We start from the raw sequence: 17131 nt of genomic DNA, 5'->3' as shown, positions 1-17131 counted from the left end.
GGTCTCTCCATGACGATCAGGCGGCGATCCGTGCGACGACGCGCGCGGCGTCGGCACGGAGCCGGGACAGGTCGAGGCCGGGAAGGGCGCCGTTCTCGACGACGACGCGGCCTCCGACCAGGAGGTGGCGCACCTGCGGCGCGCCGGCGCAGGTCACCGGCGCGATCAGCGGGTCGTGCATGCCGAAATGACGCGGCTGATCGAGATCGAAGATGGCGATGTCGGCCTGCTGGCCGACCGCGAGCGTTCCGATCTCGGGCCAGCCCAGCACCCGGGCGCCGCCTGCGGTCGCCCACTGGACGACCTCCTCGGCGGTCACCGCATCGGCGCCTTTGACCGCCCGGTGGGTGTGCCAGGCGCTGTGCATCTCGCTGATCATGTCGGCGGATTCGTTGGACGCGGCGCCGTCGACGGCGAGCGAGACCGCGCCGCCCAGCTTCGCCAGCTCCTTGGCCGGCGCGATGCCGGAGCCGAGGCGGCAGTTCGACTGCGGACAATGCGCCATGCCGGTGCCGGTCTCGGCCAGGAGGCGGATCTCGTCTTGATCGAGATGAACGAGATGGGCGAACCAGATGTCGGGCCCGAGCCAGTCGTGCTCCGCCAGCCAATGCACCGGACGGACGCCGTGCACCGACAGGCAGAATTCGACGTAGTCGGCGGTCTCCGACAGGTGGCTGTGCAGATTGAGGCCGAGCCGGCGGCTCGCCGCGATGGTCTCCTTCAATTCGCCCGGGTCGAGTGACCAGGTCGGCGTGGTGGGCGCCAGCGCGACACGGCTCAGGCTTCCCGCCGAGGGATCGTGGAAGCGCTGGGCGCAGGCCTCCACCGAGGCCAGCATGCGGTCGAGCGACTGCACCGGCATCGGCACGGTGCCGTCGGCTGCGATGTGGTTGGCCTTGGTGCCGCCGCCCCGGCAGAACACCAGGCGGATGCCGAGGTCGCGGGCGACGTCGAAGATCACCTGGGCCGGGTCGAAGCGATAGGTGTCGCTGAACAGGTAGTGATGGTCCGCCACTGTCGTGGTGCCGGAGAGCAGGAGTTCGGTCAGCCCGATCCGCGCCGCGGTCGCCAGCGCTTCCTCGTCGACCTTGGACCAGAGCCGGTAGGGGACGCTGCGCAGCCAGCCGGACAGCGGCAGGTCGATGCCAGGATCGACGCCTTTCATCACGCTCTGGAACAGGTGATGGTGGGTCGAGATCAGGCCGGGATAGACCACGCAGCCCCGGGCATCGAGCCGGCGTTCGCCGGGCTCGGCGGTCAGTGCCCCCATGGCGGCGATGACGCCGCCGCGGATGCGGATGGCACCCTGCGCACGCATGGCCGCACCGGAGCGGCCGGTGAAAATGCCTTCGGCGTTCTCGATCAGGAGAGAGGTCACGATTCGGCTCCGATCTCGCTCTCGTGCCAGCCGGAGAGCGCGAGCTTGGACAGGCCGACCATGGCGGCGAACAGCAGAACGCCGGCCGCCGTGATCAGGAAGAGGGCGGCGAACATCCGCGGAATGTCGAGCTGGAAGCCGGCATCGAGGATCTCATAGGCGAGCCCCGAGGAGCGGCCGCCGGTCCCGGCGACGAATTCGGCGACCACTGCGCCGATCAGGGCGAGGCCGCTGGAGATTCGCAGGCCGCCGAAGAAATAGGGCAGCGCGCCGGGGATGCGCAGCCGGATCAGCGTCTTCAGGCGGCCTGCCTTGTTCATCCGGAAGTAGTTGGCGAGTCCGGGATCGACACTGCGCAGGCCGAGCGTGGTGTTGGAGATGATCGGAAACAAGGCCACCAGCGTGGCGCAGATCGTCAGGGACAGTTGCGTGTTCTTGACGAGGATGATGATCAGCGGGGCGATCGCCACCACTGGCGTCACCTGCAGCAGGACGGCGTAGGGAAACAGGCTGACCTCGATGGCGCGGCTCTGCACGAACATGAACGCCACCAGCGTGCCGACCACCATGGCGACGACGAAGGCCTGCAGGGTGATGCGCAGCGTCACCAGCAGGGCGCGGAGCAGCGCCGGGCCGTGCTGGACGAAGCTCGCCGCGATGTCGCTCGGCTTGGGGAACAGATAAACCGGAACACCGCCGAGGCGGCAGCCGATCTCCCAGATCGCCATCAGTACGATGCCGACACCGACCGGGGCGGCGATCCGGACGAAACTCTCCGACTGCATGAGCGGCGTCATCGCTCGCCTCCGGCAGCGGACGGCAGCGAGGCCTCGGCGAGCCAGGTCGACAATTCGCGGCAATAGGCGGCGAAGCGGGGACTGTCGCGAAAGCTTTCGCTGCGCGGCTGCGGTTCGTCGATGGTCATGGTGCGGAAGATCCGGCCGGGATTCGCCGCCATCACGATGATGCGGGTCGAGAGGAAGACGGCCTCGTAGATCGAATGGGTGACGAACACGGTCGTCAGCTTGCGCTCCCACCACAACCGGACGAGGTCGGCGTCGAGCCTGTTGCGGGTGAATTCGTCGAGGGCGCCGAACGGCTCGTCCATCAGCAGCAGATTGGGTTCGGTCGCCAGCGCCCTGGCGATGGAGGCGCGCATCTTCATGCCGCCGGACAGCTGGCGGGGATAATGGCGAGCGAAGGCGGAGAGGCCGACCCGGGCAAGAGCGTTCGCCACGACTGGCGTCGACCTCGTCCTGGGAATGTCGGCGAGGTCGAGCGGCAGGCGGACGTTGGCGTCGACGCGCGCCCAGGGCATCAGGGTCGGCTCCTGGAAGACGAAGGCGAAGCGGCGCCCCTCGGCCCCAACCTGGCCAAAGGTGCCGCGCCACCACAACAGGCGCCCGTCCGACGGCTCGATCAGATTGGCGATCAGCTTGAGCAGGGTGCTCTTGCCACAGCCCGAGGGGCCGATCAGGGTGAGGAATTCACCGTCGGCGATGGTAAGGTCGATCGGCGACAGCGCGCGGGTGCCGTTGGCGAAGATTTTCTCGGCCGACAGCACCTCGACGACGGGCGGCCGCTCCCCGATCTTGCGGACCGCGTCGCCCTCGATGGTATCGTTCGACACCAGCGCGTTCATATCTGCTCCTACTGGACGCCGACCTTGAGGTCCTTGACGAAGCGGGTGTCGAAGGTCTTCTGCCAGTCGGTCTTGGGATCGAGCAGTTCCCCGGCCACCAGGAAATCGTAGATCTTCTTGTAGCGATCGGCGGTGATCGTGCCGATGCCGAGGCTGGCGGCGTCGCCGCCGTCGAGCGCCTTGGTTTCCTTGAGCCGCCTGAGGGCATAGGCGATCTGGGCGTCGCTCATCTTCGGGTTGTCGGCCTTGATCAGGGCGTTGCCCGGCGCCGGATTGGCCATGTAGTCGCGCCAGCCCTCGAGCGAGGCCTTGACGAAGCGGGCGACGACGTCGGGCTTCTCCTTGATCATCTTTTCGGTTGTGACGATGGTCGATCCGTAGGGCGGATAGCCGCCGTCGGCGAGCAGGAAGAAATGCACCTTCTCGTTCTGCTGCTCCGCCTGGAAAGGCTCTGAGGAAAGATAGCCCTGCTGGGCGACGGTCTTGTCGGCGAAGAAAGGTTGCAGGTTGAAGGTATAGGGACGGATCTGGTCGTCGGTGTAGCCGTATTTGAGGCGGAGCCACGGCCAGAAGGTCGTCCGCGACGAGCCGGCGATCAGGACGGGCCTGCCCTTCAGCGCCGCCAGATCCGGCACATCGTCGTGGGTCATGATGCCCTGGAGGTCGAACTGAAAGGATGACGCCACGGTGACCAGCGGCAGATTCTGCTCGCGGCCCTTCATCACCTGGATGTCGTAGCCCATCAGCATGTCGGTCTCGCCGGCGAGCAGCAACTGGACGCCGTTGACCTGCGGTCCGCCCATCTTGATCGTGACATCGAGGCCGGCCTTGTCGTAGAGGCCGGTGGCCTTGGCCTGGTAGAAGCCGCCGTGTTCGGCCTGGGCGAACCAGCTCGTCAGGAAGGTGATCTTGTCGGCGGCCAGCGACGGCGCGGCCGTGGTCAGGAGCGCGCACAGCGCGACGCCGGCGGCGGCGAGGGGGCGTTTGAAACGGGAAGCTGGGACGCGGATGGGGAAGGTCATGCGGGCCTCGGTTCGGAGCACATCCCGGCGGAGCGCTGGCGTTTCGATCAGGCGCGACGATCAAGTCGGCTTCGGAACGAAGATGCATGGTGCCGCTGTTGTCCGGAAGCATTTTAATTCGGCATATCCGTTGCCTTTTGAGCAACGTTTGCCGAGCCTCGCCGCGGATGAAATCGAAGCAGGCGGTTTGCGCGTTCTTCGTGCAGGGATTGCCTAATCGCGTCGCCGCCCCGCGCGCCGGCTCGCAGTGGAGCTGACGTGGGCGGCACCTCGTGATGTCGTCCACATGCCGAAAGGCGCTTCCAACCGGTGCACGGGAGGCGATTGCCGCGGTCTGCGGGAACCGGTGACGTACTGTTGGCGGAGGACCGATTGGCCTCGGCGTATTTCGCCGACCCCGTCATCAAGCTATTGTACCCCCGAAGGCTGCGAAGGCGCCTCTGCAGGCCACTCAGTAGCCGGCGACGGAAGAGAAGGGCGGCGGAATGAAGGCGTTGACCGTCGGCGGCGCGATGATCGACACCATTGCGATCATTGCGAGCGACCGGATCGAGCGCATGTCCATGCGCAATGCGGATATCTCGTTCCTGTTGCTGGAGGAGGGCCGCAAGTCCGAGGCGCAGGAAATCTCGACCCATTGCGGCGGCGGCGCGGTCAATGCCGCCGTCGCCATGGCCCGGCTGGGCCTCGACGTCGCGGTGCTCGCCAAAGTCGGCCAGGACGAGCGCGCCGAGAGCATCATGGCGCGGCTGATGGCCGAGCGCGTCTCGACGCGCTGGATCAGCCGCGACGCGCGGGCGCCGACCGGCGCTTCCGTCCTCGTCTCCTCCCACGATCGCAACGCTGCCGTCTTTACCTTTCGCGGCGCTAACACTCTCCTGGAATTGACGGATCTGCGCGACGAGGCGTTTCAGGTCGACCTCGTCTATATCGCCAATCTGAGCAACAAATCCGCGGATTGCTTCCCGGAACTGATCGCCAAGGCGAAGCGGAACCAGGCTCTCGTGGCGACCAATCCCGGCGTGCGCCAGCTCTCGGCGCGCGGCCGCGCGTTCCTCGATTGCCTGTCCTCCATCGACATCCTGGCGCTCAATCGCAACGAGGCCGACGTGCTGGTGCCGGGCCTGATCGCCGATTTCGGCGAGGGTGGGCCGGTGCTGCCGGCCCATGAGGGGGCCGAGACGCCGCCGCCGCTGGCGGTGCGCGGCCTGATCGGCGGCGGCTTCGAGATGGGGCTCGTCGCCTTTCTCAAGGCGCTCCTGAGCCGCGGTCCGAAGCATGTGCTGGTCACCGACGGCGCGAACGGCGCGTTCGTCGCATCCGGCGGCGAGGTTCTCTATTGCCCGGCCCTGACCGTGGCCAACGTCGCCGGTACGGCGGGGGCGGGCGATGCCTTCGCCGCGACCTTCGCCGGCAGTCTTGCGCTAGGAAAGTCCGGCGCCGACGCGCTACGCGCCGCAACGCTCAACGCCGCCTCGGTCGTCGCCCACGTCGATACCCAGACCGGGCTGATGACGCGCGCAGCCATCGACGAACGCGTTGCCGCGGAACACCTCACCGTGCACCGCTGGGCGCTGTAGCCAAGTTGCCCTAGTGTCCTGTCTCCGAATTACCGTACCATTTGCCTCACGCTCGCACGGTCATTCGGAGACATAAGGACACTAGCAAAATCAAAGCGCTAGTGTGGCTTATGTCTCGCAATTGCCTACGAGAGGCTTGCCGCAAAAGCGGTAGGCAATTGCGAGACGCCACACTAGTCCGCGCGCCTTCTCAAAACCGCGCCATCTCCCGCCGCACCTTGGCGAGGAAACGTGCCCGCCGCACCGCCGTCGCGGTATTCATGTGATAGAGCGCGTGATAGCGCACCCGAGCCCGTGAACCGGTAAACCACGGCAGGTAGCGGGTGATGACCTTGCGCGGCGGATCGGCCATGGCGATCGCCTGCCAGCGTGGGCGGCCATAGGTCGAAATGCCGCTGATCCGCGTGATGTGGGTGAGCAGCGGCTTCGCCCGCCCCGGGTCGGAGAGATCCATGGCGATGCCCGGGCCGAACATGCGGTCGAACCAGCCTTTGAGCATGGCCGGCGGGCCGAAGGACCAGGTCGGAAACTGGATGATCAGGGCTTCCGCCGCCATCAGGCGGTCGACATAGGCCTGGTTGTTGGCGCGGTTGCGCACCGCATCGTGATAGTCGCGCCGCCGCACTGCGGTCAGCACCGGATCGAAGTCTTCGTCATAGAGGTCGAGCAGGTCGACGGCATGGCCGGCTTCGGCGAGTCCGGCCAGCGCGTCATGACGGATGGCGGCGTGAAAGCTGTCGTCGAGCGGATGGCAATAGACGTAGAGTATTCGCATCGATCAATTCGTCCGCGCCGCGAAACTCCGCATCTTGCCGGGATTGAGCAGGCCGAAGGGGTCGGCCTCGTATTTGAAGCCGAGCTGGTCGGCCTCCGCCTTCTTGTACCGGCTGCCATCCTCGATGGTGTAGACGTGCGGATTGGCGATCCCGACGTCATGGTCTTCGTGAAGGCGGATGATCTCGTTGAGCCGCTCGGCGGTCGAAAAGCGCACCACCGGCAATCCGCTGGCGGTGACGTTGCCGTTGAAGCGGATGAACTCGAAATGCTGCAGCGCCTCGTCCGGAAACAGGCTGCGCATCTGCGCGGCCTTTTCGAGCAGGCGGTCGTGTGGATACAGGCATTGCAGGTAAGTGACGGAGCGATCGGTCTTGAGGACCTGCAAGGTGGTGTGGTTCCAGGTGTATTCGTAGAGCGGCACCTTGCCGGGACTGTCGTCGGTCGGCGTCTCCAGGGTGATGGTGCCGCGGCCCGCCAGCAAGTCCTTGAAGCTCTCGAGCGAGGGCTCGGCGACCATGGCGAGCAGCAGATGCCGGCCGTCCGGGCAATGAGGGCGCAGCGCGCCGAAATAGGACGGCAGCGGCCAGGTCACCGGCGCCAGCACCTTCTTGACCACGCCGTCGGCGAGGGCGATCCGATGGCCGAAGGCGACGGCGTCGAGAAAGTCGTCGAAGGCGACCACCACGTCGATCCAGCGCCACAGCGGCGCCAGCGGCATTTCCAGGGCAGTGATGATGCCGTTGGTGCCGTAGGCGTGGTTGATCCGCTGCGCCGCCTCGCCGCGCAGCTCGATGACGCGCGGCGTCTCCTCGAGGGTGACGATGCGGGCGGCAATGACGTTGCCCGGCTCGCGCAGACCGCCGTAATTGATCGAACCGATGCCGCCGGAGCCGCCGGCGACGAAGCCGCCGATGGTGGCGGTGCGCTTGGTGGAGGGATGCATGCGCAATTCCCAGCCCTTCAGCGCGAGTTCGGCGTCCAGCTGGTTGATCTTGGCACCGGCGCCGACGCGGACGATGCCGGGCTTGACCCAATCGATCGCTGAGAGTTCGGTGATGTCGAGCAGTACGCCGCCGGCAAGTGGAACCGCCTGGCCGTAATTGCCGGTGCCGCCGCCGCGTACGGTCAGCGGCACCCGGTGGCGAGCGCAGGCGCCGGCGATGCGCACCACGTCAGCCTCGGTCCGCGGCGTGGCGATCAGGTCCGCCGACTTGCCGCTGAGCTCCTCGTTGAGGATCGGGCTGTACCAGAAGAAGTCGCGGGAGCGGCGCCGCACCACCGCGGGGCTGGTTTCCACCGGAATGTCGCCGAGGTCGGCGATCAGGGCGTCGAGCGGATATCCGGACGACTGGCCGGCGATGTCGTCAAAGGGTGGGCCGTTCATGAGCTTGTCGTTCACGAGCTTGCCTTCGCGGCCAGAGCCGCCGTCACCGATGTGGATGAAAGCACGAAGCCGAAACACTGCCGGACGTTGTAGATCGTCGCCGCCATGCAATAATCGGGCGAGGTGGTGGCGCTGCAGTTCTCGAGCAGCAGGCAGTCATAGCCGCGGAAATTGGCGTCCTGGAGTGTGCACAGCACGCACTGATCGGCGTTGACGCCGGCGAACAACAGCGTCGTCACGTCGAGATTGCGCAGGATGCTGTCGAGTTCGGTGTCCTGGAATCCGGACATGCGATATTTGGCGACGTGAATGTCCCCGGGCGCGACCTCGAGATCCTCGACGATGGCTGCCGACCAGCTGCCGCGTTCGAGCACGCGCGCTCCCGAGCCGGGCAGCGGATCGCCGAGGCCGGTGCCGGTGCCGAACGGCTTGTAGACGTGCAGCAGCGATGGGCTGAGATTGAGCCGGTCGGGGCGGTTGCCCCAGTTCAGCCAGATCACCGGAACATCCGCCTGGCGCAGCGCCGGCAGCAGCGCCTGCAGTGGCTGGATCGGGGTCCGGGCCGGCGCGACATCGACGCCGATCTGGCCGAGCCAGCCATCCGGATGGCAGAAATCGTTCTGCATGTCGACGATGATGATGGCGGTGCGGGCGAGATCGAAGGTGACGAGCCGCCCCGTGCTGTCGAGCGAGATCGGAAGGGGCGGTCGTGGCGGGCGCACGAGATTGGCCTGCCGGGCCGAGACCAGCCAGCGGTTACGAGGGCTGGCGCCGAGCGGCGCCAGTTCGTCCGCCGGCGCGGCGGCGCGGTCGATGAAGGCGCCGTCATCCATGGGCCGCGAGCCCCTGCAGCACCTCGAGGTCCTCGGCGTCGATCGTCACCGGCTCGCCGCCGCGGATCAATTCGGCGAAACCCTCGTTCGGCGTCATCACGGTGAGGGTGTAGAGTTTGCCGGGACCGGTATTCTCGATCACATGCTCGGAGCCGGGATGGAGCAGCAGCGAAGCGCCCTTCCTGATCGGCACGGTCTTGCCGTCGCAGCGGGCGATGCCTTCGCCATGCAGCACATGGAAGAATTCGTGGGCGGCGGCATGGGTGTTGGGGGGCGTCGCGCCGCCCTTTTGGAAGATCTCGACGACGAAGATGTTGTCGATGCGGTCCGTCTCGTGATCGAACAGCATCACGAAATAGTTCGTATCCTTCGGCGAGATCCGGAACGCCGCGGCCTTGGCGAGACTTGCGACACTGAACGCCACGTGAGGTGAGCTCCTGCGCTGATGCCGGGCGCACGGCGCGCGATCGCCCCGAGCGTCCTTCTCGGAGCTGATTGAGCATGGGGAATGGCCTGCTTGAAAGTGCTTTGTTTCGGCGACCCTGTTGCCTTTCAGGCAACGAGATTCCATCCTTGCGCCTGCCCGGGACGGGATTGCGATCGGCAGGTGGAGCAGGGGGATGTTACATAGTCGTCTGTTGAATTATGTCGACGAGGTGGCACGGACCGGATCGATCCGCAAGGCGGCGAGCCATCTCAATGTCGCCGCCTCCGCCATCAGCCGCCAGATTCTGGCGCTGGAAACCGAGATCGGCACGCCGCTGTTTCAACGGCTGCCGCGCAAGCTGGTGCTGACGGCGGCCGGCGAAGTGCTGATCGGACATATCCGCCAGACGCTCAAGGACCTGTCGCGCGCCCGCGACAAGATCGAGGAGCTCAAGGGACTGCGCCGCGGCGAGATCACCGTGGCGATGATGAGCGGTCTCGCCTCCAATCTCGTCCCCGGCACCGTCAAGCAGTTTCGGGCGGCCAATCCGCGCGTCGTCCTGCACCTCACGCTTCTGACCACCGGCGAGGACATCCAGTCGGCGGTCGCGACCGGCGAGGCCGATCTCGGTATCGGCTTCGATTTCACCAAGGACGGTAATCTCAAGACGCTGGCCCGCGCCGTCGGCCGGCTTGGCGCCACCATGGCGCCGAACCATCCGCTGGCCAAGCGCAGCCAGATCCGGCTCAGCGACTGCGTCGATTATCCGCTGGTGATCGCCGACCAGAGCACCGCGATCAGGCCTTATCTCGATACGGCCTTCGCCCGGGCCGCGCTCGAGCCGCAGGCGGCGATCCAGACCAACGCCATCGAGATCATGCGCAACGCGGCCATCGTCGACAACGCCATCACCTTCCTGACGCCGTTCGACATCGAGTTCGAACGGCGGGCCGGGCGGCTCGTCTATATTCCGGTGCGCGAACTGGCGCAGGAGACCCAGACCCTGATGCTGGTCGGCCATCAGCGCGGCACCAGCGCCATCGCCAGCGTGCTCGCCGAGATGCTCAAGACGATGATGCGCGAAGCTTCGGCGTAAGGCGTCGGCGTCACAGCCCCAGTTGCCGGCTGGCGAGGTCCTTCATGATGTCCTCGGCGCCGCCGCCGATGGCATTGACCTTGAGCCGACGATTCAGAAGCGCCGGCAAGGCGCGTGGCTGGCAGACCGCCGCAGCCCCGCGTCCAGTCGCTGTTATATTTCAGTAAATACTAATATAAATCCGTTCCGGCGCGTGCCATGCGGCAATATCGCTGCCGCTCTTGCGCCAGATCAAGGCGTTGCGCCGGCGGGCTTGGAAGATCTCCAGGCATTGCCGTCTCGAGGAGTCGGCACGGAACATCGAGGAGATGGACCAATGCTCAAAGTCGCTGTCGTCATCTGGGTCATGCTGGGAACGGTGTTGGCGGGGAGTGCCGTCATTACGGTGCTGACGGTCGGGCTGGCCGATCCCATGAAGGTGATACCGCTGGCCGCCCTGGCCGGCGTCGTCGTGGCAATGCCGCTGTCTTATCTGGTGGCGGCCAGGATCGGCCGCAGCGGCGGCGGGCATCGAACGGCCTGATCTCAACGGGAACGGCGAAAGGAGCGGTCGGTAGACATGGGTGATACCATTATCGAAGGGCCGCTCTACGCCGCCCGCAAGAAGGTCTATCCGCAGGCGGTCCATGGCCGTTATCGGCGCATCAAATGGGCGTTGCTGATCTTCGCGCTGGGCGTCTATTACCTGTTGCCGTTCGTGCGCTGGAATCGCGGGCCGGGTCTGCCTGACCAGGCCGTGCTGATCGATCTGCCGCATCGGCGGTTCTACTTCTTCCTCATCGAGCTCTGGCCGCAGGAAGTCTATTATTTCACCGGGCTGCTGATCATCGCGGCGATGGCGCTGTTCCTGATGAACGCCGTTGCCGGTCGCATCTGGTGCGGCTATCTCTGCCCGCAGACGGTGTGGACCGACCTGTTCTATGCGGTGGAGCGCTGGGTCGAGGGCGACCGGCGCGAGCGCATGCTCAGCGACAAGAAAGGCATGAGCTTCACCCATCTGCGCCAGCTCGTCACCAAGCACTTCATCTGGCTGATGATCGCTTGGTGGACCGGCGGCGCCTGGGTGCTGTATTTCGATGATGCGCCGACCCTGGTGAAGGAGCTGGCGACCTTCCAAGCGCCGTTCATCGCCTATCTGTGGATCGGCATCCTCACGGCGACCACCTATGTCTTCGCCGGCCATGCCCGCGAGCAGGTCTGCATCTACATGTGTCCCTGGCCGCGCATCCAGGCTGCGCTGACCGACGAATGGGCGCTCAACGTCACCTATCGTCGCGACCGCGGCGAGCCGCGGATGTCGGTCAAGAAGGCGGAGGTCGCGCGGGAGCATAACGAGCCGGCCGGCGACTGCATCGACTGCCACCAGTGCATCAATGTCTGCCCGACCGGCGTGGATATCCGCGAGGGGCTGCAACTCGGCTGCATCCAGTGCGGCCTGTGCATGGACGCCTGCGACAACATCATGCTCCAGATCGACCGGCCGACCGGGCTGATCGCCTATGACACAGACCTCAACGGCCAGCGTCGTCAGGCCGGGTTGCCGCCGATCTATCGCATCGTCCGCGCCCGCACTGTTCTCTATGCGGCGGTGATCGCGATCGTCGGCGGCATCATGATCTATGCGCTGGCGACCCGCGGCTCGCTCCAGGTCAGCGCGCTGCACGATCGCAATCCGCTGGCGGTGGTGCTCTCCGATGGCGGCGTGCGCAACGACTATACGGTGCGTCTCCTCAACAAGAAGGGCACGGCCCAGTCCATTGTCATCGACGTGCTCGGCCTGCCCGGAGCCCATGTGCAGGCGGCCGGCATCGAACGCGCCGCCGACGGCCGACTGGTGGTCGAGGTCGGACAGGACCAGACCCGCGAGGTGCGGCTGTCGGTCCGGATGGATGCCGGGACGCTGCCGCCGAAGACGGTCCCGGTCACGATCAAGGCTACCGACGTGGCGAGCGGCGAGACCGCCCAGGTCGACGACCACTTCGTGCCGGAGGTCAGGTAGGGGCGTTCGCGCCGCCTCCTCAGCACCGTTCCGCGTCGCCGCCGAGCATGGCGATGACCTGGCCGAGTTTGTCCGGATTGCGCATGGTGTAGATTGCGACGATGCCGCGATCGTCGATCTCGAGTGCGGTGGTCTGCAGCGCGCCGCTGCGGTCGCGGGAGATGAAGCCGGGCAGGCCGTCGATGGCGACCGCTTCGATGAATTCGCCATCGCGGTCCCGCCGCTTGCGGGCGAGGCCGGCGAGGAACCGAAGCACCCGGTCACGGCCGCGGATCGGATTGATGTTCGCGGCAATCTTGCCGCCGCCATCCCCCCAGGCCACCACATCCTCCGCCAGCATCGAACTGAGCTGGCCGACATCGCCGCTGTTGGCGGCGGTGAAGAAGGCGCGAGCGAGGGCCGCGCCCCTGGTTTCGTCGAGGCGGTAGCGTGGCCGCTGGGCACGGACATGGGCGCGGGCGCGCGCCGCGAGCTGACGGCAGGCCGCCTCGTCACGTCCGATCGCGGCGGCGACTTCCGTAAAGGACAGATCGAACACGTCGTGAAGCAGAAAGGCCGCTCGTTCGAGCGGTGACAGCCGTTCCAGCGCGAACATCAGGCTCAAGGTGATGTCTTCGGGCTCGTCGAGCGGCGGGCTCGTGCCCGCACGTTCGATCAGAGGTTCAGGCAGCCAGGCGCCGACATAGGTCTCGCGCCGGACGCGGGCCGATTTGAGGTGATCGAGGCTGAGGCGGGTGACGATGCGGGCGAGATAGGCCGGCGCATCGTCGATCTCGGCCGGCGGCACCGTGCGCCAGCGCAGCCAGGCGTTCTGCACGACATCCTCCGCCTCCGCATGGGTGCCGAGCATGCGATAGGCGATGCGGGTCAGCCGCGCCCGCTGCGAGGCGAAGACCGCAGCATGGTCAGCGGCCTTGTCCATCGCTCGCCTCGATCTGGGGAACCGCGCGGAAACCGATGGCGATCCGGTTCCAGGCATTGATCGTGCAAATCAACATGGTCAATTTGACCTGATCCTCGTCGCTGAACTGCGCCTTGAGGGCCTCGTAATCGGCGTCCGGCGCATGGGTCGCGGCCACGAGGGTGAGGGCGTCGGTCCAAGCCAGGGCCGCCCGTTCACGATCTGTATAGCAGGGCGCTTCGTGCCATGCATCCAGCAGGTAGAGCCGCATCGGGTCCTCGCCATCGGTGATCGCATCGCGGGTATGCATGGCGATGCAGAAGGCGCAGCCGTTGATCTGGGAGGCGCGGGTCTTGACCAGCTCGATCAGCGACGCCTCGAGGCCGCTGTCGCGCACCTTGCCCTCCAGTTCGACCATCGCCTGGTACATTTTCGGCGCCACCTTGGGTGCATTCAGTCTCGGTTGCATATCCATCTCCTGGTTGCTTCTGAGAACAAGACGAGGTGGCGTGGTCCGGCGTGACAAGGGCGCACCCAAAAATTCGACTCTGGACAAGATGCAGGTCAGCCGCGCCATCGCGGGTCTCGAGGAGGGCGGCCTCGTGCGGCGCGAGGACGATGCGGGCGATGGCCGGGCCAAGATCGTCTGTCTCACGCCGGCCGGCCGCGCCCTCTACAACAAGATCGTGCCGCTCGCCCGGGCGCGGGAGGCCTATATCCTCGAGGCGCTGGATGCCGCCGAGCGTGACGTGCTGCGGCGGGCCATGGCGCGGCTGCTGCAGCGCGCCGACAGCCTGATCGAGCGGGGGTAGGCGCGGGCCTCCCGCGCATGGCCCAGCTGCGCTGAATAGCGAACGTCGCCATCAGGACCTCGCTGGGGATGGCGCCTCCGCCGCCGATGACCTCCGCCGATCTCCGGACTATGTTTCGGGGGGATGAAAGACCCTTACTGTCCGAATCTTGATCCATGTCAGCGGTTTGTCAGGTGAAATCCGCCATAGAGCATCCATGCTCGGAACAGGTCCGATAAGCGCCCGCCTCGGCGGGCTCATCCTGCTGATTGCGCTGACGGTTGCGGCCGGGACGGAGGCGGGTGGCCGCGAGCACGCCAGCCGCGACCAGGACGAGATCCGTCGCGCCGTCGAACGCGGCGAAATCCGCCCGCTGACCGATCTGCTCGCCATCGTCCGCAGCAAACTGCCCGGCGACATCACCGGGGTCGAGATCGAGCGCCAGAACGGCCAGTGGATCTACGAATTCCATGTCGTCGACAGCAAGGGCCGGCTGGTCGATGTTCATGTCGATGCCCGCACCGGCGACATCGGCGAGATTCGGGAAAAGTGATGCGCCTCCTGCTGGTTGAAGACGATCGGCGAATAGCCATCGATGTGCGCCAGGCGCTCGAGGCGGCCGGCTATATCGTCGACGTGGTCGGAGACGGCGAGAAGGCATGGTTTCTCGGCGACACCGAAGACTACGGCGCCGTGGTTCTCGACCTCGGCCTGCCGGGAATGGACGGCCTCGCGGTGCTCAAGCGCTGGCGTGCCAATGGCCGCGAGATGCCGGTGCTGATCGTCTCGGCGCGGGGCAGCTGGATCGAGCGGGTCGACGGCATCGACGCCGGTGCCGACGATTACCTGCCGAAACCATTCCGGATCGAAGAGCTGCTGGCCCGGCTGCGCTCCATCGTCCGGCGTTCGTCCGGGCATGCATCGTCACAGGTCAGCGTCGGAGACATCACCCTCGACATCCGCCAGATGAAGGTGTTCCGGCGTGGCGTGCCCGTCACCCTGTCGCCGCTGGAATTCCGCCTGGCGAGCTATCTGTTGCTGCGGCGCGGCCGGGTGGTGTCGCAGCAGGAGCTGAGCGAAAATCTCTACGGGCAGGACGATGCGCACGAATCCAACGCGGTTGAGGTGCTGGTCGGCCGCGTCCGCAAGAAACTCGGCAACGGCCTGATCGAGACCCGGCGAGGTTTCGGCTATCTCGTGCCGGAGACCGAGGAATGACGCGCAATTCGCTCCGGCTGAGATTGATCGCCGGCGGCGCCGCCACCATCGTGGTCGCGCTGGCGATCGCCGGCGTGGCCCTGATCCTGCTGTTCGAGCGCCATGTGGCGCGAACGCTGGCGGACGATCTCGACGTTCACCTCAAGCAGCTTCTGGCCGGCATGGATGTAGGTGCCGACGGCAAGCTCGAGCTGCTGAGGCCGCCGGTCGATCCGCGCTTCGCCGAGCCGCTGTCGGGGCTCTACTGGCAGATCGCCGACGATCGCGGCGACCTGATGCGCTCGCGCTCATTGTGGGACACGGTGCTCAAGCTGCCCGAGGACACCCCGTCGCCGGGCGAGGTCCACCGCCACCAGACGGCGGGGCCGGCGGGGGCCCAGGTGCTGGTCACCGAGCGTCTCGTCACTTTGAAGATCAAGGATCAGCCGGTTTCGGTCCGCGTCGCCGTGGCCGTCGACCTGTCGCGGATCGCTACGGCGCGGAACGCCTTCGCCGCCGACCTCGCCATCGCCCTGACCATTCTCGGATCGATCCTGGCGCTGGCGACCGTGGTCCAGGTGACGCTCGGATTGCGGCCACTCGACGTGCTCCGGCGCGGGGTCGCCGAGATCCGCGCCGGCCAGCGCCGGCATCTGGCCTCCACCGTGCCGCTCGAGGTCAAGCCGCTGGTGGACGAAGTCAATGCGCTGCTCGAGGCCCGCGAGCAGGACATCGAGCGCTCGCGCAACCGCGCCGCCGACCTCGCCCATGGCCTCAAGACGCCGCTCGCGGCGCTGTCCGCCGACGGCGAGCGCCTGCGCGGCAAGGGTGAAGTGACCCTTGCTGCGGATATCGAATCCGCGGTCGAGGTGATGCGGCGCCATGTCGATCGCGAACTGGCGCGGGCGCGGCTGCGCGGCCAGGCCAGCGTCGGTCGCCGCGTCACCACCGCGGTGACGCCGCTGGCGCGCTCCCTCGTCGCGACGTTGTCGCGCACGGCGGAGGGCGCGGCCATCGACTACGACATCCGCGGCAGCGTCGACACCAGCGCGCCGTTCGACCGGACCGACCTCGCCGAAGTGCTCGGCAACCTGCTCGACAACGCGACGCGGCACGCCCGCTCCCGGGTGCGGGTGGGGCTCAGCGCCGGGGCAGCGGCGACCACGATCTGCGTCGAGGATGACGGGCCGGGAATCCCGCCGGAGCTGCGGTCTTCGGCACTCGGCCGCGGCATCAGGCTGGACGAACGCAAGGAAGGGTCCGGGCTCGGCCTCGCCATCGTCCAGGACGTGCTCGAAGCGTATGGCTGGAGCCTCGAACTCGATCAGTCGGATCTCGGCGGGCTGCGTGCCTGCTGCCATGCCGACGGCGTGCCCTGTAAGGGCCGGACAACAGGAAAGGACGAGCAATGAGCCGCCTGCACAGGGAGACCCATGTCGTCGATCGCATCGGCTGGTTGCGCGCCGCGGTGCTCGGCGCCAATGACGGCATCATCTCCACCTCCAGCCTGGTGCTCGGAGTGGCCTCGGCGGCGGCGACCCAGGGCGACATCCTGCTGACCGGCATCGCCGGCCTCGTCGCCGGGGCGATGTCGATGGCCGCCGGCGAATATGTCTCGGTCAGTTCCCAGTCCGACACCGAGCAGGCGGATCTCGCCCGCGAGACGCGGGAGATCGCGATTCAGCCGGACTTCGAAAAAGAAGAGCTTGCCCAGATCTATGTCGCCCGCGGCGTCGAGCCGGCGCTGGCGAGGCAGGTCGCCGGACAGCTGATGGCCAAGGATGCGCTTGGCGCCCATGCCCGTGACGAGCTTGGCATCTCCCACATCACCATGGCGCGGCCGGTGCAGGCGGCGGTGGCTTCGGCCGCCACATTCACCGTCGGCGCCGCGGCGCCGCTGCTGCTCGTCCTGATGTCGCAGACGCGGATGCTGATCCCGGTGGTGGCGATCGGTTCGCTGGTCTTCCTTTCGGTGCTCGGGGCGATCGGCGCCCGGGCCGGCGGTGCCGCCGTCCTCAAGCCGACCCTGCGCGTGACCTTCTGGGGTGCCTTCGCCATGGGCCTCACCGCGGGCATCGGCGCCTTGTTCGGCAAGGTGGTGTAA

General features: G+C 66.8%; 19 protein-coding genes. 9 read left to right on the top strand and 10 right to left on the bottom strand.

Translation table 11 applies throughout. The features are described from left to right. Positions 1–16 precede the first annotated feature (16 nt). The 4 genes from DB459_RS23295 to DB459_RS23280 are packed head-to-tail and all read right to left on the bottom strand — an operon-like array spanning position 17 to position 4042. Positions 17–1378 (bottom strand): amidohydrolase family protein, encoded by a 1362-nt coding sequence (locus DB459_RS23295; RefSeq protein ID WP_253708557.1) that lies wholly within the window; start codon positions 1376–1378, stop codon positions 17–19. Then, positions 1375–2175, bottom strand: coding sequence for an ABC transporter permease (locus DB459_RS23290; protein WP_253708554.1), 801 nt, complete (start codon positions 2173–2175; stop codon positions 1375–1377). Before DB459_RS23290 ends, DB459_RS23295 begins: the two co-directional genes overlap by 4 nt. After that, positions 2172–3020 carry an ABC transporter ATP-binding protein gene (locus DB459_RS23285; RefSeq protein ID WP_253708551.1) on the bottom strand — a complete coding sequence of 283 codons (849 nt, stop codon included), beginning with the start codon at positions 3018–3020 and terminating at the stop codon, positions 2172–2174. Before DB459_RS23285 ends, DB459_RS23290 begins: the two co-directional genes overlap by 4 nt. An 8-nt stretch (positions 3021–3028) precedes the next feature. Further along, positions 3029–4042: an ABC transporter substrate-binding protein gene (locus DB459_RS23280; RefSeq protein WP_253708548.1), complete on the bottom strand. Its 1014-nt coding sequence runs from the start codon at positions 4040–4042 to the stop codon at positions 3029–3031. Positions 4043–4527: 485 nt separating this feature from the next. Between DB459_RS23280 and DB459_RS23275 the strand changes: the two genes are divergently transcribed. Beyond that, positions 4528–5622: a carbohydrate kinase family protein gene (locus DB459_RS23275; RefSeq protein WP_253708545.1), complete on the top strand. Its 1095-nt coding sequence runs from the start codon at positions 4528–4530 to the stop codon at positions 5620–5622. A 190-nt stretch (positions 5623–5812) separates the two neighbouring features. Here the strand turns inward: DB459_RS23275 and DB459_RS23270 are convergent, their stop codons facing one another. Genes DB459_RS23270 through DB459_RS23255 form a run of 4 tightly spaced genes read right to left on the bottom strand, consistent with a single transcriptional unit; the run spans position 5813 to position 9040 of the window. Continuing rightward, positions 5813–6397, bottom strand: a complete 585-nt coding sequence (locus DB459_RS23270) for an NAD(P)H-dependent oxidoreductase (RefSeq protein ID WP_253708543.1) — start codon at positions 6395–6397, stop codon at positions 5813–5815. A gap of 3 nt (positions 6398–6400) precedes the next feature. Next, on the bottom strand, positions 6401–7783 hold the full coding sequence (locus DB459_RS23265) for an FAD-binding oxidoreductase (RefSeq protein WP_253708540.1): 1383 nt from the start codon (positions 7781–7783) through the stop codon (positions 6401–6403). 11 nt (positions 7784–7794) lie between these two features. Next, positions 7795–8616 (bottom strand): cysteine hydrolase family protein, encoded by an 822-nt coding sequence (locus DB459_RS23260; protein WP_253708538.1) that lies wholly within the window; start codon positions 8614–8616, stop codon positions 7795–7797. Continuing rightward, positions 8609–9040 (bottom strand): cupin domain-containing protein, encoded by a 432-nt coding sequence (locus tag DB459_RS23255; protein ID WP_253708535.1) that lies wholly within the window; start codon positions 9038–9040, stop codon positions 8609–8611. The genes DB459_RS23260 and DB459_RS23255 overlap by 8 nt, the downstream gene beginning before the upstream one ends. Positions 9041–9236: 196 nt before the next feature. On the opposite strand from DB459_RS23255, the gene DB459_RS23250 reads away from it, so the two are divergent. From DB459_RS23250 to ccoG, 3 genes are all read left to right on the top strand, one after another. Beyond that, positions 9237–10139 carry a LysR family transcriptional regulator gene (locus DB459_RS23250; RefSeq protein ID WP_253708532.1) on the top strand — a complete coding sequence of 301 codons (903 nt, stop codon included), beginning with the start codon at positions 9237–9239 and terminating at the stop codon, positions 10137–10139. Positions 10140–10455: 316 nt separating this feature from the next. Further along, positions 10456–10662, top strand: coding sequence for a hypothetical protein (locus DB459_RS23245; protein WP_253708517.1), 207 nt, complete (start codon positions 10456–10458; stop codon positions 10660–10662). A 36-nt stretch (positions 10663–10698) separates the two neighbouring features. Continuing rightward, complete coding sequence (ccoG, locus tag DB459_RS23240; protein WP_253708514.1) at positions 10699–12138, top strand: cytochrome c oxidase accessory protein CcoG; 1440 nt, start codon at positions 10699–10701, stop codon at positions 12136–12138. Between the two features lie 19 nt (positions 12139–12157). Here the strand turns inward: ccoG and DB459_RS23235 are convergent, their stop codons facing one another. Together DB459_RS23235 and DB459_RS23230 are read right to left on the bottom strand one after the other, a co-directional pair. After that, positions 12158–13060 (bottom strand): sigma-70 family RNA polymerase sigma factor, encoded by a 903-nt coding sequence (locus DB459_RS23235; RefSeq protein WP_253708511.1) that lies wholly within the window; start codon positions 13058–13060, stop codon positions 12158–12160. Then, positions 13044–13508 carry a carboxymuconolactone decarboxylase family protein gene (locus DB459_RS23230; protein ID WP_253713674.1) on the bottom strand — a complete coding sequence of 155 codons (465 nt, stop codon included), beginning with the start codon at positions 13506–13508 and terminating at the stop codon, positions 13044–13046. The genes DB459_RS23235 and DB459_RS23230 overlap by 17 nt, the downstream gene beginning before the upstream one ends. An 88-nt stretch (positions 13509–13596) precedes the next feature. On the opposite strand from DB459_RS23230, the gene DB459_RS23225 reads away from it, so the two are divergent. The 5 genes from DB459_RS23225 to DB459_RS23205 all read left to right on the top strand — a co-directional run bounded on the left by DB459_RS23225 (position 13597) and on the right by DB459_RS23205 (position 17131). Then, positions 13597–13851, top strand: a complete 255-nt coding sequence (locus DB459_RS23225; protein ID WP_253708508.1) for a MarR family winged helix-turn-helix transcriptional regulator — start codon at positions 13597–13599, stop codon at positions 13849–13851. A gap of 196 nt (positions 13852–14047) precedes the next feature. Continuing rightward, a complete protein-coding gene (locus tag DB459_RS23220; protein WP_253708505.1) occupies positions 14048–14383 on the top strand; it encodes a PepSY domain-containing protein in 336 nt (111 codons plus the stop codon). Further along, complete coding sequence (locus DB459_RS23215; RefSeq protein WP_253708502.1) at positions 14383–15048, top strand: response regulator transcription factor; 666 nt, start codon at positions 14383–14385, stop codon at positions 15046–15048. The genes DB459_RS23220 and DB459_RS23215 overlap by 1 nt, the downstream gene beginning before the upstream one ends. Beyond that, on the top strand, positions 15045–16439 hold the full coding sequence (locus DB459_RS23210; RefSeq protein ID WP_253708499.1) for a HAMP domain-containing sensor histidine kinase: 1395 nt from the start codon (positions 15045–15047) through the stop codon (positions 16437–16439). Before DB459_RS23215 ends, DB459_RS23210 begins: the two co-directional genes overlap by 4 nt. Continuing rightward, complete coding sequence (locus tag DB459_RS23205; protein WP_253708497.1) at positions 16436–17131, top strand: VIT family protein; 696 nt, start codon at positions 16436–16438, stop codon at positions 17129–17131. Before DB459_RS23210 ends, DB459_RS23205 begins: the two co-directional genes overlap by 4 nt.

The organism is Bradyrhizobium sp. WD16 (assembly GCF_024181725.1).
Classification (GTDB): Bacteria; Pseudomonadota; Alphaproteobacteria; order Rhizobiales; family Xanthobacteraceae; genus Bradyrhizobium_A.
This window is presented reverse-complemented; position numbering and strand designations above follow the sequence as displayed.

What these genes read in the sequence shown, in the direction of transcription:
- DB459_RS23290 (WP_253708554.1), bottom strand. Translation starts at nt 2,175, where the DNA reads ATGACGCCGCTCATGCAGTCGGAGAGTTTCGTCCGGATCGCCGCCCCG.
- DB459_RS23285 (WP_253708551.1), bottom strand. Translation starts at nt 3,020, where the DNA reads ATGAACGCGCTGGTGTCGAACGATACCATCGAGGGCGACGCGGTCCGC.
- DB459_RS23280 (WP_253708548.1), bottom strand. Translation starts at nt 4,042, where the DNA reads ATGACCTTCCCCATCCGCGTCCCAGCTTCCCGTTTCAAACGCCCCCTC.
- DB459_RS23275 (WP_253708545.1), top strand. Translation starts at nt 4,528, where the DNA reads ATGAAGGCGTTGACCGTCGGCGGCGCGATGATCGACACCATTGCGATC.
- DB459_RS23270 (WP_253708543.1), bottom strand. Translation starts at nt 6,397, where the DNA reads ATGCGAATACTCTACGTCTATTGCCATCCGCTCGACGACAGCTTTCAC.
- DB459_RS23265 (WP_253708540.1), bottom strand. Translation starts at nt 7,783, where the DNA reads ATGAACGGCCCACCCTTTGACGACATCGCCGGCCAGTCGTCCGGATAT.
- DB459_RS23260 (WP_253708538.1), bottom strand. Translation starts at nt 8,616, where the DNA reads ATGGATGACGGCGCCTTCATCGACCGCGCCGCCGCGCCGGCGGACGAA.
- DB459_RS23250 (WP_253708532.1), top strand. Translation starts at nt 9,237, where the DNA reads ATGTTACATAGTCGTCTGTTGAATTATGTCGACGAGGTGGCACGGACC.
- DB459_RS23245 (WP_253708517.1), top strand. Translation starts at nt 10,456, where the DNA reads ATGCTCAAAGTCGCTGTCGTCATCTGGGTCATGCTGGGAACGGTGTTG.
- ccoG (WP_253708514.1), top strand. Translation starts at nt 10,699, where the DNA reads ATGGGTGATACCATTATCGAAGGGCCGCTCTACGCCGCCCGCAAGAAG.
- DB459_RS23235 (WP_253708511.1), bottom strand. Translation starts at nt 13,060, where the DNA reads ATGGACAAGGCCGCTGACCATGCTGCGGTCTTCGCCTCGCAGCGGGCG.
- DB459_RS23230 (WP_253713674.1), bottom strand. Translation starts at nt 13,508, where the DNA reads ATGCAACCGAGACTGAATGCACCCAAGGTGGCGCCGAAAATGTACCAG.
- DB459_RS23225 (WP_253708508.1), top strand. Translation starts at nt 13,597, where the DNA reads ATGCAGGTCAGCCGCGCCATCGCGGGTCTCGAGGAGGGCGGCCTCGTG.
- DB459_RS23220 (WP_253708505.1), top strand. Translation starts at nt 14,048, where the DNA reads ATGCTCGGAACAGGTCCGATAAGCGCCCGCCTCGGCGGGCTCATCCTG.
- DB459_RS23215 (WP_253708502.1), top strand. Translation starts at nt 14,383, where the DNA reads ATGCGCCTCCTGCTGGTTGAAGACGATCGGCGAATAGCCATCGATGTG.
- DB459_RS23210 (WP_253708499.1), top strand. Translation starts at nt 15,045, where the DNA reads ATGACGCGCAATTCGCTCCGGCTGAGATTGATCGCCGGCGGCGCCGCC.
- DB459_RS23205 (WP_253708497.1), top strand. Translation starts at nt 16,436, where the DNA reads ATGAGCCGCCTGCACAGGGAGACCCATGTCGTCGATCGCATCGGCTGG.